13 protein-coding genes are annotated in these 14,103 nt (G+C 59.0%); 6 read left to right on the top strand and 7 right to left on the bottom strand.

Annotation, left to right across the window (positions count from 1 at the left end; genetic code table 11):
• Positions 1 to 366 precede the first annotated feature (366 nt).
• From KGA88_RS25575 to KGA88_RS25585, 3 genes are all read right to left on the bottom strand, one after another.
• Entirely contained in the window at positions 367 to 2,025 is a 1,659-nt protein-coding gene (locus KGA88_RS25575; RefSeq protein WP_223595108.1) for a cation acetate symporter, read from the bottom strand.
• Positions 2,022 to 2,333 carry a DUF485 domain-containing protein gene (locus KGA88_RS25580; protein ID WP_008061165.1) on the bottom strand — a complete coding sequence of 104 codons (312 nt, stop codon included), beginning with the start codon at positions 2,331 to 2,333 and terminating at the stop codon, positions 2,022 to 2,024. Before KGA88_RS25580 ends, KGA88_RS25575 begins: the two co-directional genes overlap by 4 nt.
• Positions 2,334 to 2,573: 240 nt before the next feature.
• Positions 2,574 to 3,425, bottom strand: coding sequence for a glycine betaine ABC transporter substrate-binding protein (locus tag KGA88_RS25585; protein WP_223595110.1), 852 nt, complete (start codon positions 3,423 to 3,425; stop codon positions 2,574 to 2,576).
• A 287-nt stretch (positions 3,426 to 3,712) separates the two neighbouring features.
• Between KGA88_RS25585 and KGA88_RS25590 the strand changes: the two genes are divergently transcribed.
• Entirely contained in the window at positions 3,713 to 5,308 is a 1,596-nt protein-coding gene (locus KGA88_RS25590) for a beta (1-6) glucans synthase (RefSeq protein WP_223595112.1), read from the top strand.
• A gap of 126 nt (positions 5,309 to 5,434) precedes the next feature.
• On the opposite strand, the gene KGA88_RS25595 is transcribed toward KGA88_RS25590, so the two are convergent.
• Positions 5,435 to 5,803, bottom strand: coding sequence for a hypothetical protein (locus tag KGA88_RS25595; protein WP_223595114.1), 369 nt, complete (start codon positions 5,801 to 5,803; stop codon positions 5,435 to 5,437).
• A 225-nt stretch (positions 5,804 to 6,028) separates the two neighbouring features.
• Between KGA88_RS25595 and KGA88_RS25600 the strand changes: the two genes are divergently transcribed.
• Both KGA88_RS25600 and KGA88_RS25605 read left to right on the top strand, forming a co-directional pair.
• A complete protein-coding gene (locus tag KGA88_RS25600; RefSeq protein WP_110662764.1) occupies positions 6,029 to 7,327 on the top strand; it encodes a serine/threonine protein kinase in 1,299 nt (432 codons plus the stop codon).
• Complete coding sequence (locus KGA88_RS25605) at positions 7,320 to 8,108, top strand: VacJ family lipoprotein (protein WP_223595117.1); 789 nt, start codon at positions 7,320 to 7,322, stop codon at positions 8,106 to 8,108. The genes KGA88_RS25600 and KGA88_RS25605 overlap by 8 nt, the downstream gene beginning before the upstream one ends.
• Before the next feature lie 141 nt (positions 8,109 to 8,249).
• Here the strand turns inward: KGA88_RS25605 and KGA88_RS25610 are convergent, their stop codons facing one another.
• Positions 8,250 to 9,164: a DUF808 domain-containing protein gene (locus KGA88_RS25610; RefSeq protein WP_223595120.1), complete on the bottom strand. Its 915-nt coding sequence runs from the start codon at positions 9,162 to 9,164 to the stop codon at positions 8,250 to 8,252.
• A 134-nt stretch (positions 9,165 to 9,298) separates the two neighbouring features.
• Here KGA88_RS25610 and KGA88_RS25615 point away from each other — a divergent pair, with 134 nt between their 5' ends.
• Positions 9,299 to 9,904, top strand: coding sequence for a TetR/AcrR family transcriptional regulator (locus KGA88_RS25615; protein WP_110661304.1), 606 nt, complete (start codon positions 9,299 to 9,301; stop codon positions 9,902 to 9,904).
• Positions 9,905 to 10,007: 103 nt separating this feature from the next.
• Here KGA88_RS25615 and KGA88_RS25620 read toward each other — a convergent pair whose 3' ends face one another.
• On the bottom strand, positions 10,008 to 10,466 hold the full coding sequence (locus KGA88_RS25620) for an REP-associated tyrosine transposase (RefSeq protein ID WP_110661312.1): 459 nt from the start codon (positions 10,464 to 10,466) through the stop codon (positions 10,008 to 10,010).
• A gap of 208 nt (positions 10,467 to 10,674) precedes the next feature.
• Positions 10,675 to 11,115, bottom strand: a complete 441-nt coding sequence (locus KGA88_RS25625) for a GlcG/HbpS family heme-binding protein (RefSeq protein WP_110661306.1) — start codon at positions 11,113 to 11,115, stop codon at positions 10,675 to 10,677.
• A gap of 268 nt (positions 11,116 to 11,383) precedes the next feature.
• On the opposite strand from KGA88_RS25625, the gene gcl reads away from it, so the two are divergent.
• Entirely contained in the window at positions 11,384 to 13,159 is a 1,776-nt protein-coding gene (gcl, locus tag KGA88_RS25630) for a glyoxylate carboligase (RefSeq protein ID WP_223595122.1), read from the top strand.
• 135 nt (positions 13,160 to 13,294) lie between these two features.
• Positions 13,295 to 14,077 (top strand): hydroxypyruvate isomerase, encoded by a 783-nt coding sequence (gene hyi / locus KGA88_RS25635; RefSeq protein ID WP_160388288.1) that lies wholly within the window; start codon positions 13,295 to 13,297, stop codon positions 14,075 to 14,077.
• Positions 14,078 to 14,103: the final 26 nt, after the last annotated feature.

Genomic DNA, 14,103 nt, shown 5'->3' on the forward strand with positions numbered 1-14,103 from the left:
ACTTTCAGGTCCATAGGTTTCAGCTCTCGCCACGGCATGGTCAGATCCTCGGAATCGACCAGTGCCAGTTAAAGACTGTTACCTATGTGCTTGAACTGTTTTGTTACCTATGTGGGTGAGTCATACCCGAGCGTTTTTTTGGTTACTTTTTTTAGGCGCTTGTAAAAAAGTGACTCGCCGTAAGGGCGAAACCATAAGCCGCCGTTACCGCAGAAATGGATATGTACTCAGTCAGATAGCCATCGCTGGCAAGCCAGCTCCTACAAGACCGCGCACATCAGCCAAATACGGGGCGGTTATCGACCAATAAAAAATGCCCCGATCTCTCGACCGGGGCATTCAATGTCAGTGCGAAGCGCTGAAGCCTTAGTGCGAAACAGCCCCACTCGCCCCCAACCCAGTCTGCGAACGAACAAACTGCGGGAAGAACAGCGCCCGCTCATTGTCAGCCGCAGTCGACTTGTCAGTAACCGAGAAGAACCAGATCCCGACAAAGGCAATCAACATCGAGAACAACGCCGGATACTCATACGGGAAGATAGCCTTCTCGTGATGCAGGATCTGCACCCAGATGGTTGGCCCAAGGACCATCAAGCCAACGGCACTGATCAAGCCCATCCAGCCGCCAATCATCGCACCGCGAGTGGTCAGTTTCTTCCAGTACATGGAAAGCAGCAGCACCGGGAAGTTACAGCTCGCCGCGATGGAGAACGCCAGGCCTACCATGAACGCAATGTTCTGGCTCTCGAACAGGATACCCAGACCAATTGCCAGCACCGCCAAGGCGATAGTGGTGATCTTCGAGACGCGAATTTCATCCTTCTCGTTGGCCTTGCCCTTCTTGATCACGCTGGCGTACAGGTCGTGGGACACCGCCGAAGCACCGGCCAGGGTCAGACCGGCAACCACTGCCAGAATGGTCGCGAACGCCACCGCCGAGATGAAGCCCAGGAAGATACTGCCACCCACCGCGTTGGCCAGGTGCACCGCCGCCATGTTGTTACCGCCCAACAGTGCGCCAGCCGCATCCTTGAAGGCCGGGTTGGTGCTGACCAGCAGGATCGCGCCGAAGCCGATGATGAAGGTCAGGATGTAGAAGTAACCAATGAAGCCGGTTGCGTACAGCACGCTCTTGCGCGCTTCTTTTGCGTCACTCACGGTGAAGAAGCGCATCAGGATGTGCGGCAGGCCAGCGGTACCGAACATCAGCGCCAGGCCGAGGGAGAACGCCGAGATTGGATCTTTCACCAGGCCGCCCGGGCTCATGATCGCCTCACCCTTAGGGTGAACCTTGATCGCCTCGGAGAACAGTGCGTTGAAGTCGAAGTTGACGTGCTTCATCACCATCAGCGCCATGAAAGAAGCGCCGGACAGCAGCAGCACAGCCTTGATGATCTGCACCCAGGTGGTCGCCAGCATGCCGCCGAACAACACGTACATGCACATCAGGATACCGACCAGGATCACCGCTACGTGGTAATCGAGACCGAACAGCAGCTGGATCAGCTTGCCGGCACCCACCATTTGCGCGATCAGGTAGAACGCCACCACCACCAGCGAACCGCAGGCGGACAGCGAGCGGATCTGGGTTTGCCCGAGGCGATAGGAGGCCACGTCGGCAAAGGTATATTTACCCAGGTTCCGCAGGCGCTCGGCGATCAGGAACAGGATGATCGGCCAGCCCACCAGGAAGCCGATCGAGTAGATCAGGCCGTCGTAGCCGGAGGTGAACACCAGCGCGGAAATACCCAGGAAGGACGCCGCCGACATGTAGTCACCGGCAATCGCCAGACCGTTCTGGAAACCGGTGATCTTGCCGCCCGCCGCGTAGTAGTCGGAGGCCGACTTGTTTTTCTTGGACGCCCAGTAGGTGATGCACAGGGTCGCGCCGACGAAGGCGACGAACATCAGGATCGCGGACACGTTGAGGGGTTGCTTCTGCACGGCGCCGGTCAGGGCGTCAGCGGCCCAGGCGCCAGGCGCGAATGCTGCGATGCTCAAAAGAGCCATTAGACGCCGGATCATTGCTGAGCCTCCTTGAGAATCGCATTGTTCAGGTCGTCGAATTCGCCGTTGGCGCGTCGTACGTAGATGCCGGTCAGGATGAAGGCCGAAACAATCAGCCCGACACCAATCGGGATGCCCCAGGTAATCGAGGACTCAGGGCTGATTTTCGCCCCCAGTACATGCGGCCCGTAAGCAATCAAAAGGATGAATCCGGAGTAAAGCCCTAGCATGATCGCCGATAGAATCCAGGCGAATCGTTCCCTCTTGCTAACCAGCTCCTTGAAGCGCGGGCTGTTTTGAATCGAGAGGTAAATGCTGTCGTTCATTGTTTTTATCCTCGCAGCACAGATTTAGTTGGAACGGTATCCACTCTATGCGGCTGCGGGGCAGGTTCCAGACGACCTTAGTCTTAGAACCACATGACAGATTCGCCAATTTCCAGCACACCATAAACAACTGTGGGAGCGGGCTTGCTCGCGAAGGGGCCATAACAGTCAACATTACTGTTGTCTGTTACACCGCCTTCGCGAGCAAGCCCGCTCCCACAAGTTAAAACGAGGCGACTGTTATTTAGTCCAGTCAGCCACACGCTCAGGGTGTTTGGCGACCCAATCCTTCGCCGCGGTTTCAGGCTTGGCACCGTCCTGAATCGCCAGCATCACCTGGCCGATTTCATCCTTGGATTCCCACTGGAAGTTCTTCAGGAACTTGGCCACTTCCGGCGCCTTGGCCTCCAGGCCTTTGCTGCCGATGCTGTTCACGGTTTCAGCCGCGCCGTATACGCCTTTCGGGTCTTCGAGGAAGCGCAGTTTCCACTTGGCGAACATCCAGTGCGGCACCCAGCCGGTCACTGCGATGGATTCGTTTTTCTTCTCGGCACGGGTCAGCTCCGCAATCATGCCGGCACCGGAACTGGCCTTTAGTTGATAACCGGTCAGGTCGTAATCCTTGATGGCCTGATCAGTCTTGAGCATCACACCTGAACCGGCGTCGATGCCGACGATGCGATTCTTGAAGCTGTCGTCGGTTTTCAGATCGTCGATGGACTTGGCTTTAACGTACTCCGGCACGATCAGGCCGATTTTCGCGTCCTTGAAGTTCGGGCCGTAATCGACGACCTGATCCTTGTTCTTCGCCCAGTAATCACCGTGGGTCACTGGCAGCCAGGCCGACAGCATGGCGTCGAGTTTGCCGGTGGCCACGCCTTGCCACATGATCCCGGTAGCGACCGCTTGCAGCTTCACGTCATAACCGAGTTTCTGTCTGATCACTTCTGCGGCCACGTTGGTCGTGGCGACACTGTCCGACCAGCCGTCGACATAACCGAGAGTCACTTCCTTTCCGGCGGCACTGGCCACGGTAGCACTGATCGCCAGCACCAAAGCGGCACCTGCGCCCAAGAGTCGTCGCATCTTCATCGTTACTTCCCCGAAAGTGCTGCGCTCGACGGATGCCGAGTCGCTTAAACGTATTGTTATGGTGCACAGCGCCCCCATCACGCCTTACCGCAAACTCGTGCGAACATCAGCGGAGTACTGACACGCCGATCATCAACCTGACGCTCTTGGCGACCTGCTCTGCCAGCGACCTCAAGCCATCGAGAAACGACATCAGAAAGCCATTAATCTTAAGCGCGACCAACGTACCGGAAATTCCGCCCGAACTTTGCATGTCAAAATCATGCAGGCCACCAAGCACAGGGTAAATGCAGGTAACATGCGCCGCTTTGCTCCCACACGGCCTGACCATGTCCGCGACATCCCGCTTCCCTTTTGCTGCTTATCTTTTCGCGTGCCTGCTGGGGCTGTTTGCCCTTGGCGGCTTCTGGTACGGCCTCGGTAAACCGGTGATTCTGCCGGATGTCGCCAGCGCCACGCACAAGCTGCAATGCGCCTCCTACACCCCATTCGATAAAGACCAATCGCCGTTCGATGTGCCATTCAACCTGCGTCCCGAGCGCATGGACGCCGACCTCGCGCTGCTGTCAAAAAGCTTCGAATGCATCCGCACCTATTCCATGACCGGCCTCGAAGCCTTGCCGGATCTGGCGCGCAAGCATGGCTTGAAGCTGATGATCGGCGCCTGGGTCAACAGCAACCCGGTGGACACGGAAAAAGAAGTCGACCTGCTGATTGCCTCGGCCAATGCCAACCCGGATGTGGTGAGTGCGGTAATCGTCGGCAACGAAACCCTATTGCGCAAGGAAGTCACCGGCACGCAATTGGCCAGGCTGATCAACAAGGTCAAGAGCCAGGTCAAGCAGCCTGTCACCTATGCCGACGTCTGGGAATTCTGGCTCAAGCATCCGGAAATCGCCCCCGCCGTGGATTTCCTGACCATTCACTTGCTGCCGTACTGGGAAGATGATCCGTCGAACATCGACGCCGCCCTGCAACATGTCGCCGAAGTACGCCAGGTGTTCGGCAACAAGTTCGCGCCCAAGGACGTACTGATCGGCGAAACCGGCTGGCCCAGCGAAGGCCGCCAGCGCGAGACCGCCCTGCCGAGCCGGGTCAATGAAGCCAGGTTCATTCGCGGTTTTGTCGCCATGGCCGAGCAACATGGCTGGCACTACAACCTGATCGAAGCCTTCGACCAGCCCTGGAAACGCGCCAGTGAAGGTGCGGTCGGTGGTTACTGGGGACTGTTCGATGCCGATCGCCAGGACAAGGGCGTGCTGGCCGGGCCCGTGACAAACGTACCGTACTGGTCGCAATGGCTGGCGGTGGGTGGCCTGATCTTTATCGGCACCCTGCTGCTTGGCGGCCGGGTTCGCACGACGCGCGCGGCGCTGGTGCTGCCGCTGCTCGGCGCACTGGCGGCCTGCTCGATGGGTGCCTGGGGCGACTTGGCACGGGTCACCACACGCTTTACCAGTGAATGGCTATGGGTCGGGTTGCTGACCGCGTTGAATCTGCTGGTGCTCGCCCATGCAGCACTGACGCTGAGTCCGCGTAGTGGATGGCGTGGAAGGATTTTCAACTGGCTGGAACAGCGTGCGGGCTGGCTGGTTGCCACGGCAGGTTTCGCGGCGGCAGTGATGATGCTGGAACTGGTGTTCGATCCGCGTTATCGCAGCTTCCCGAGTGTCGCGTTCATCGTGCCGGCGCTGGTTTATCTGTGCCGCCCGGTGAATGTGCCGCGCCGCGAGATTGCCCTGCTGACCTTCATCATCGGTGCCGGCATTGCGCCGCAGTTGTTCCGTGAAGGTTTGCAGAACCAGCAGGCCTGGGGCTGGGCGCTGGTGAGCGGGTTGATGGTGGCGGCGTTGTGGCGTTGCCTGCGGGTTCGCAAGGCTTGATTTTGCATTGACCTGACTGGCCTCTTCGCGAGCAAGCCCGCTCCCACAGTAGATCTTCAGTGAACACAAAGTTTGTGTGCGACAAGGATCAAATGTGGGAGCGGGCTTGCTCGCGAAGACGGACTTTTAAACGCCGCGAGACCCCCTGACCAACCGCAACCCCGCAATCACCACCGCAAACACCGCCAGCGTCGTGTTGTACAACGCCAACGCCGGAAACCCGAACACCAACGCCAACACCGCCAGCCACCACCCTGCCCGTCCCGGCACCACGAAGCCGAGGATTGCGGCCGCCAACGCAGCCCAGCCCAAAACCGCGAAGTGAATCATCAAGCCCAGGTTCGAACGCACCTGGCATTCCCAACGATTTGCCTCATCCACGCAAATGCCGACCCACTGCGCGTCCTCCATGAAGCCATAACGCGCGCCATAACTGGCGGCCAGCCATACAGGCAGCAAAACAAGCAGCAAAATCACGGGCAGGCGGCGAGACATGAAACACTCCAATTGGCGAAAAACGGCGGCCAGCTTAATCGCCAGAAAGCGTTTCGCAAGTGATAACAACTGTTAGCTGGTCATTCAATCGCCGCAAAGTGTATCGTCCAGCTACTATTACTTCGAAATCAAGCCTGTTTGGTGCCGTAGGTTGGCACTTAGGCGCATATCCGGTGGTCATAGCCTGCGAAATTCATCCGGCACCTTCTTCTAAGGGATTTAGTCATGCTCCGTTCCTTGCGCTTCGCCGCCCTGTTTGGCGGCCTTATATTGAGTGCGTCCGCACTGGCGGCCGACATTGACGCCGCCAGTTATGGCTACCCCCTGACCAACCCGTTCGAGGCGACCATCGCGACCACGCCGCCGGACCTGCGTCCGGAGTTGCCACTGGACGATGACATCGATCAGTCAGTGCGCAGCGTCACCTTGCGTCCGGAACGGGCGTTCGAGCTGCCGGACAATTTCTGGGCGGTGAAGAAACTCAATTACCTCATTGCCACGCAGGATCACGCCGCGCCGCTGATTTTCCTGATCGCCGGTACCGGTGCGCGCTACGACAGCACCCTGAACGAATACCTGAAAAAGCTCTATTACAAGGCCGGCTACCACGTGGTGCAGCTGTCATCGCCCACCAGCTATGACTTCATCAGCGCCGCATCACGCTTCGCCACGCCGGGCGTGTCCAAGGAAGACGCCGAAGACCTGTATCGGGTAATGCAGGCCGTGCGGGCACAGAACCCGAAATTGCCGGTCACCGATTACTACCTGACCGGGTACAGCCTGGGTGCACTGGATGCCGCTTTCGTCGCGCACCTGGACGAAACCCGCCGCAGCTTCAACTTCAAGAAAGTCCTGCTGCTCAACCCGCCGGTCAATCTGTACACCTCGATCAGCAACCTCGACAAGCTGGTCCAGACCGAGGTCAAGGGCATCAACAACAGCACCACCTTCTATGAACTGGTGTTGAACAAACTGACCCGTTACTTCCAGCAGAAAGGTTATATCGACCTCAACGACGCCCTGCTCTACGACTTCCAGCAGTCCAAACAGCACCTGACCAACGAGCAGATGGCGATGCTGATCGGCACGTCGTTCCGCTTTTCGGCGGCCGACATTGCCTTCACCTCGGACCTGATCAACCGTCGCGGCCTGATCACCCCTCCAAAATTCCCGATCACCGAGGGCACCAGCCTCACGCCATTCCTCAAGCGTGCGCTGCAATGCGACTTCGATTGCTACATCACCGAACAGGTCATCCCGATGTGGCGCGCCCGCACCGACGGCGGCAGCCTGCTGCAACTGATCGACCAGGTGAGCCTGTATGCACTGAAGGACTACCTGCACGAAAGCCCGAAAATCGCGGTCATGCACAACGCCGACGACGTCATCCTCGGCCCTGGTGACCTGGGCTTCCTGCGCAAGACCTTCGGTGATCGCCTGACCGTTTACCCGCACGGTGGCCACTGCGGCAACATTAACTACCGCGTCAACAGCGACGCCATGCTGGAGTTCTTCCGTGGCTAAATATCTCCTGCTTTTCGCAGCGTTACTCTGTGCAGGCGTCGCCCATGCCGACAACAGCAAAGCCAACGCCCCCGTGGTGGTCGACAGTGACGGCTTCAAGGAACCACTGAGCAAGCTCAAGTTCAACCCGGGCCTGGACCAGCGCGAGTTCGAGCGTTCGACCCTCAGCGCACTGGCCGTCTACGATCCGCTGGAAGAGTGGAACCGGCGCGTCTATCACTTCAACTACCGCTTCGACCAATGGGTGTTCCTGCCGGTGGTCAATGGCTATCGCTACGTCACCCCGAGCTTCCTGCGCACCGGTGTCAGCAACTTCTTCAACAACCTCGGCGACGTGCCGAACCTGTTGAACAGCCTGCTGCAACTCAAGGGCCAGCGCTCGTTGGAAACCACCGGCCGCCTGCTGCTCAACACCACCATCGGCATCGCCGGCCTGTGGGACCCGGCCACCGCCATGGGCCTGCCACGCCAGAGCGAAGACTTCGGCCAGACCCTGGGCTTCTACGGCGTGCCGGGCGGCGCTTACTTCGTCCTGCCGATCCTCGGTCCGTCGAACCTGCGTGACACCGGCGGCCTGTTGGTGGATTACACGGCCGAGAATGCGATCAACTTCCTCAACGTGGCCGAAGTCAGCTCCAACCATCCGGAAGTCTGGATCCTGCGCGGCATCGACAAGCGCAACCAGACCAGCTTCCGCTATGGCCAGATGAACTCGCCGTTCGAGTACGAGAAAGTGCGCTACGTGTACACCGAAGCGCGCAAATTGCAGATAGCCGAGTAATTTCGGCAGCTGTAAATCAATGTGGGAGCGGGCTTGCTCCGGGCGGCGTTCCGACGAAAGCGATGTGCCAGACAACCTTTTTGGTGACTGACACGACCTCTTCACGAGCAAGCCCGCTCCCACATTTGTTATGTGTTGCCTTCAGCCTTTCAGGGCTTTCCAGATCTTGCTGGCCGCCATGACCCCCACCAACACCACCGCGCCTGCGACAATCCCCGCCACGCCATTGAGCAACACCGGCACGATAAATCCGCCACTGCCGGCCGCCGCGCCAACACTTTCGATCCAGTGATGCACCACCGGCACGCCGTGGGTCAGGATGCCGCCGCCGACCAGAAACATCGCCGCCGTGCCAATCACCGACAGGCTTTTCATCATGTACGGCGCAGCACGCAGGATGGCGCCACCGATGCTTTTCGCCATCTGCCCGGGTTTCTGCGTCAGCCAGAGCCCAAGGTCATCCAGCTTGACGATACCCGCTACCAGGCCATAGACGCCGACAGTCATGACGATTGCGATCCCCGACAGCACAATGACTTGCTGGCTCAATGGCGCACCGGCCACGGTACCGAGGGTGATGGCGATGATTTCTGCCGAAAGAATGAAGTCAGTGCGGATCGCGCCTTTGATCTTGTCCTTTTCAAACGCCACCAGATCAGTGGCAGGGTCAGCCACAGCCTCGACCAACTGCGCATGCTCGGCGGCGTCCTCAGCCTTGCTGTGCAGGAACTTGTGGGCGAGCTTTTCAAAGCCTTCGAAGCACAGATAGGCACCGCCGACCATCAACAGCGGCGTGACCAGCCACGGAACGAACGCACTGATCGCCAGCGCCGACGGCACCAGGATCAATTTATTGATGAACGAACCCTTGGCAACCGCCCAGACCACCGGGATTTCCCGCTCGGCCCGCACGCCGCTGACTTGCTGGGCATTGAGTGCCAGATCGTCACCGAGTACGCCGGCGGTTTTCTTGGCGGCCATTTTGGTCATCAACGACACGTCGTCCAGTACGGCGGCAATGTCGTCAATCAGCACCAGCAAACTGCTTCCTGCCATGAATCGGTTTTCCTTCTGCAATGAATGCGCAGCAGCATAGCGCGCCATCACGGGCTGCGGTGCATTCTTGAGCGCCGCGCGAGGCCGGTGATACCATGCGCAACCGCCAGAACAGGCAAGGAATCACCGGGTTTATGAGCACTATCCGCGAGCGCAACAAACAATTGATCCTGCGTGCCGCCAGTGAGGAGTTCGCCGACAAGGGCTTCGCTGCGACCAAAACCAGTGATATCGCAGCCAAGGCGGGATTGCCCAAGCCCAACGTCTACTACTACTTCAAATCCAAGGAAAACCTCTACCGCGAGGTCCTGGAAAGCATCATCGAGCCAATCCTGCAGGCTTCGACGCCATTCAATCCGGACGGCGAGCCCGGTGAAGTGCTCAGCGGCTACATTCGCTCGAAAATCCGCATCTCCCGCGACCTGCCCTTCGCCTCCAAGGTGTTCGCCAGCGAAATCATGCACGGCGCGCCCCACCTGAGCCGCGACCTGGTCGAACAGCTCAATGGCCAGGCCAAGCACAACATCGAGTGCATCCAGACCTGGATCGACCGCGGGCAAATCGCCCCTATCGACCCCAACCACCTGATGTTCAGCATCTGGGCCGCGACCCAGACCTACGCCGACTTCGACTGGCAGATCACGGCCATCACCGGCAAGGCCAAGCTGGATGAAGAGGATTATGAAGCGGCGGCGCAGACGATTATCCGGTTGGTGCTCAAGGGGTGTGAGGCGGGTTGATGGACAGCGGCGCTACCAATCGCGAGCAGGCTCACTCCTACATTTGGAATGCAATTCCCTGTAGGAGTGAGCCTGCTCGCGATGAAGACAACTCGATTTCAGCTCAAACCCAAACGGCATCCCACAACGGATAGTCGCCAAGCTTTTCCACCAGCCCAGCCCGCAACGGGTTGGCTACTACATATCGAGCCAATTTCACCAAATCCTCCTCCCGCCGCAATGCCCGATCATGAAATCCTCTCTGCCAGAGACCGGTGGTTCGACCGGTAGACTGCTTCACGGCTTTAGTACTCATCGACTTGGTTTTCTGCATCAGCTCACTCAAAGACCCCTTCTGCAACTCAATCAACCAATGAAAATGATCAGGCATGACCACCCAGGCCAACGAGTTCGCAAAGCCTAGATTCTGTGCATTTCGAAATTGATCGACGACCATCCTGCCCAAGGTGAAATCCTTGAAAACCGGGGTCCTGTGAAGTGTGTTGGTGGTTAACAGATAAATTCGACTGGCTTCGGCATAGCGCCCGACTCGCAATCGGTATGCAGCTGGTGAATCCGGCATTCCTTTGCCCCCCATGAACAAGTCATGAGAAGCCTAGCTCTGTGGATTCAAGTGGGTGGGCAAACTACTGTCTCGATGTGTCTGGAAGATAGCTATCGCGAGCAGGCTCACTCCTACAGGGGTTGAGGCATTCAGACAATTTTGTGTCCGACCACAAATCCTGTAGGAGTGAGCCTGCTCGCGATGGCTTTGGTTCAGGCGCTACAAATCAAGCCGCTACCCCCGCATCCGCCACCAACCCCAGCGCCTCGATGGCATTGATCGCGCACTGCTCGTCAACATCCGACAGATCGCCGCTGATCCCCACCGCCCCCAGCACATTCCCGTCCTGATCGCGAACCAGCACACCACCCGGTGCCGGCACGACGCTGCCCTGCCCCAGGCTGTTCAACGCGGCGATGAACGCCGGGCGTTGCTGGGCGTCCAGTGCCAGCAGGCGAGACCCCTTGCCCAGCGCGATGGCGCCCCAGGCTTTGCCGATGGCGACGTGCGGGCGCAGCAGGCTGGCACCGTCTTCGCGTTGCAGGGTGATCAGATGCCCGCCGGCATCCAGTACCGCAATGGTCAAGGGCGCCGCGGAAATTGCCCGCCCTGCGCTGATGGCCTCGTCGACCAGGTTGACTGCGACTTTCAAGGTTAAAGCGCTCATGGTGCCGTCCTCATTTTGTTTTTCGGAAAGTCGTTGGGCTGCGCCGTTGTGCCGCAGCCCGATGCAACAAATAGAACACAATGAATTATTTTTTTGTATACAATAATTCTCGAAAGGCGCCACATGCGACGAAAAGCCACAGTAGAACTGGCTTCCGACGAATGAAACAAGCGCTTGAGAAAATGGATTGACCTGCGCCGTCCGCCGTGAATACACTCTGCGCAAAGCCACTTGTATACAATTACAAAACGTAAAGAGGCACAAAACCATGAGCAAAATGAGAGCAATCGAAGCCGCCGTTCTGGTGATGCGCCGTGAAGGGGTTGATACCGCTTTTGGCATCCCGGGTGCAGCCATCAACCCGCTGTACAACGCCCTGCAAAAAGTCGGCGGCATCGATCACGTACTCGCTCGCCACGTTGAAGGCGCCTCGCACATGGCCGAGGGCTACACCCGCACCAAGGCTGGCAACATCGGCGTGTGCATCGGGACTTCCGGCCCTGCCGGCACCGACATGGTCACCGGGCTCTACAGCGCCTCGGCCGACTCGATTCCAATCCTCTGCATTACCGGCCAGGCACCCCGCGCCCGTATGCACAAGGAAGACTTCCAGGCTGTCGACATCACCAGCATCGTCAAGCCCGTCACCAAGTGGGCAACCACTGTCCTGGAGCCGGGCCAAGTGCCTTACGCGTTCCAGAAAGCTTTCTTTGAAATGCGCTCCGGTCGTCCAGGTCCAGTGCTGATCGACCTGCCGTTCGACGTGCAGATGGCCGAGATCGAATTCGACATCGACGCCTACCAGCCGCTGCCGTTGGCCAAGCCGACCGCTAGCCGCATCCAGGTCGAGAAGGCCCTGGCCTTGCTGGATCAGGCTGAGCGCCCATTGCTGGTAGCCGGTGGCGGCATCATCAATGCCGACGCCAGCGATCTGTTGGTGGAGTTCGCCGAGCTGACCGGCATTCCGGTTATCCCGACCCTGATGGGCTGGGGCACCATCCCGGACGATCACCCACTGATGGTGGGCATGGTTGGCTTGCAGACGTCGCACCGCTACGGCAACGCGACCATGCTGAAATCCGACGTGGTACTGGGCATCGGTAACCGTTGGGCCAACCGTCACACCGGTTCCGTTGACGTGTACACCGAAGGCCGCAAATTCATTCACGTCGACATCGAAGGCACTCAGATCGGCCGCGTGTTCACCCCGGACCTGGGCATCGTTTCCGACGCCGCTGCCGCGCTGACCGTGTTCATCGAAGTCGCTCGCGAATGGCAGGCCGCCGGCAAGCTGAAGAACCGCAGCGCCTGGCTGCAAGACTGCCAGCAGCGTAAAGCCAGCCTGCAGCGCAAGACTCACTTCGACAACGTGCCGGTCAAGCCGCAACGCGTTTACGAAGAAATGAACCAGGTGTTCGGCAAAGACACCTGCTACGTCAGCACCATCGGTCTGTCGCAGATTGCCGGCGCGCAGTTCCTGCACGTCTACAAGCCGCGTCACTGGATCAACTGCGGCCAGGCCGGCCCGTTGGGTTGGACCATTCCGGCAGCGCTGGGCGTGGTCAAGGCTGATCCGGACCGTAAAGTCGTGGCCCTGTCGGGAGACTATGACTTCCAGTTCATGATCGAGGAATTGGCGGTGGGCGCGCAGTTCAAGCTGCCGTACATCCACGTCGTGGTGAACAACTCGTACCTGGGTCTGATCCGTCAGGCACAGCGCGGTTTCGACATGGACTACTGCGTACAGCTGTCCTTCGACAACCTCAACGCGCCGGAACTCAACGGTTACGGTGTCGACCACGTTGCAGTGGCCGAAGGCCTCGGTTGCAAGGCGCTGCGTGTGTTTGAACCGAGTCAGATCCAGCCTGCCCTGCGCAAGGCCCAGGAACTGATCGAAGAGTTCAAGGTGCCGGTGATCGTCGAGATCATCCTGGAGCGCGTGACCAACATTTCCATGGGCACCGAGATCAACGCCGTCAACGAATTCGAAGACCTGGCGCTGGTCGGCAACGACGCACCGACTGCGATTTCGTTGCTCGATTAACTGCTGACCGCGTCCCTTGCAGGAGCCGGCTTGCTGGCGATAGCGGTGTATCAATCGACATTGATGTGACTGACACAACGCCATCGCCAGCAGCCGGCTCCTACAGGGGGCCTCACAAATTCACGGGAGACCACCATGCCGCGTTTCGCAGCCAACCTGTCCATGCTGTTCACCGAACAGGACTTTCTCGCCCGTTTCGAAGCGGCCGCCAAGGCCGGCTTCAGTGGTGTCGAATACCTGTTCCCGTACGACTTCAGCTCCGCCGAAATCAAGGCCACACTCGACGCCAACGGTCTGACCCAAGTGCTGTTCAACCTGCCGGCCGGTGACTGGGCCAAGGGCGAGCGCGGTATCGCGTGCCTGCCGGACCGGGTCGAAGAGTTCCGTGCCGGTGTCGACCTGGCTATCGCTTACGCGCAAGTACTGGGCAACACCCAGGTCAACTGCCTGGCCGGTATTCGTCCGCAGGGCTTTGACGATGCCACCGTGGAGAAAACCTTCGTCGCCAACCTCAAGTACGCGGCCGACAAGCTGCAAGCGGCGGGCATCAAGCTGGTGATGGAAGCGATCAACACCCGAGACATTCCGGGCTTCTACCTGAACAACACGGCGCAAGCCCTGTCGATTCGCGAGCAGGTCGGCAGCGCCAACCTGTTCCTGCAATACGACATCTACCACATGCAAATCATGGAAGGCGATCTGGCCCGCACCCTGCAATCGCACCTGGGCGAGATCAACCATGTGCAGCTCGCGGACAACCCGGGGCGCAACGAACCAGGTACCGGTGAAATCAACTACCGCTTCCTGTTCGAACACCTGGACCGCATCGGTTACCAGGGCTGGGTCGGTTGCGAATACAAGCCGCTGACCACCACTGAAGCGGGCCTGGGCTGGTTGAAAACCCATAACGCGATCTAACACAAATCCCTGTGTAGGAGCCGGCT

Origin of the sequence: Pseudomonas sp. A-R-19 (assembly GCF_019956575.1) — a bacterium.
In the GTDB taxonomy this organism is placed as follows: domain Bacteria; phylum Pseudomonadota; class Gammaproteobacteria; order Pseudomonadales; family Pseudomonadaceae; genus Aquipseudomonas.

Excerpts from the sequence above, each read along its gene's own strand:
- KGA88_RS25575 (WP_223595108.1), bottom strand. The coding sequence starts at position 2,025 with ATGATCCGGCGTCTAATGGCTCTTTTGAGCATCGCAGCATTCGCGCCT.
- KGA88_RS25580 (WP_008061165.1), bottom strand. The coding sequence starts at position 2,333 with ATGAACGACAGCATTTACCTCTCGATTCAAAACAGCCCGCGCTTCAAG.
- KGA88_RS25585 (WP_223595110.1), bottom strand. The coding sequence starts at position 3,425 with ATGAAGATGCGACGACTCTTGGGCGCAGGTGCCGCTTTGGTGCTGGCG.
- KGA88_RS25590 (WP_223595112.1), top strand. The coding sequence starts at position 3,713 with ATGCAGGTAACATGCGCCGCTTTGCTCCCACACGGCCTGACCATGTCC.
- KGA88_RS25595 (WP_223595114.1), bottom strand. The coding sequence starts at position 5,803 with ATGTCTCGCCGCCTGCCCGTGATTTTGCTGCTTGTTTTGCTGCCTGTA.
- KGA88_RS25600 (WP_110662764.1), top strand. The coding sequence starts at position 6,029 with ATGCTCCGTTCCTTGCGCTTCGCCGCCCTGTTTGGCGGCCTTATATTG.
- KGA88_RS25610 (WP_223595120.1), bottom strand. The coding sequence starts at position 9,164 with ATGGCAGGAAGCAGTTTGCTGGTGCTGATTGACGACATTGCCGCCGTA.
- KGA88_RS25615 (WP_110661304.1), top strand. The coding sequence starts at position 9,299 with ATGAGCACTATCCGCGAGCGCAACAAACAATTGATCCTGCGTGCCGCC.
- KGA88_RS25620 (WP_110661312.1), bottom strand. The coding sequence starts at position 10,466 with ATGCCGGATTCACCAGCTGCATACCGATTGCGAGTCGGGCGCTATGCC.
- KGA88_RS25625 (WP_110661306.1), bottom strand. The coding sequence starts at position 11,115 with ATGAGCGCTTTAACCTTGAAAGTCGCAGTCAACCTGGTCGACGAGGCC.
- gcl (WP_223595122.1), top strand. The coding sequence starts at position 11,384 with ATGAGCAAAATGAGAGCAATCGAAGCCGCCGTTCTGGTGATGCGCCGT.
- hyi (WP_160388288.1), top strand. The coding sequence starts at position 13,295 with ATGCCGCGTTTCGCAGCCAACCTGTCCATGCTGTTCACCGAACAGGAC.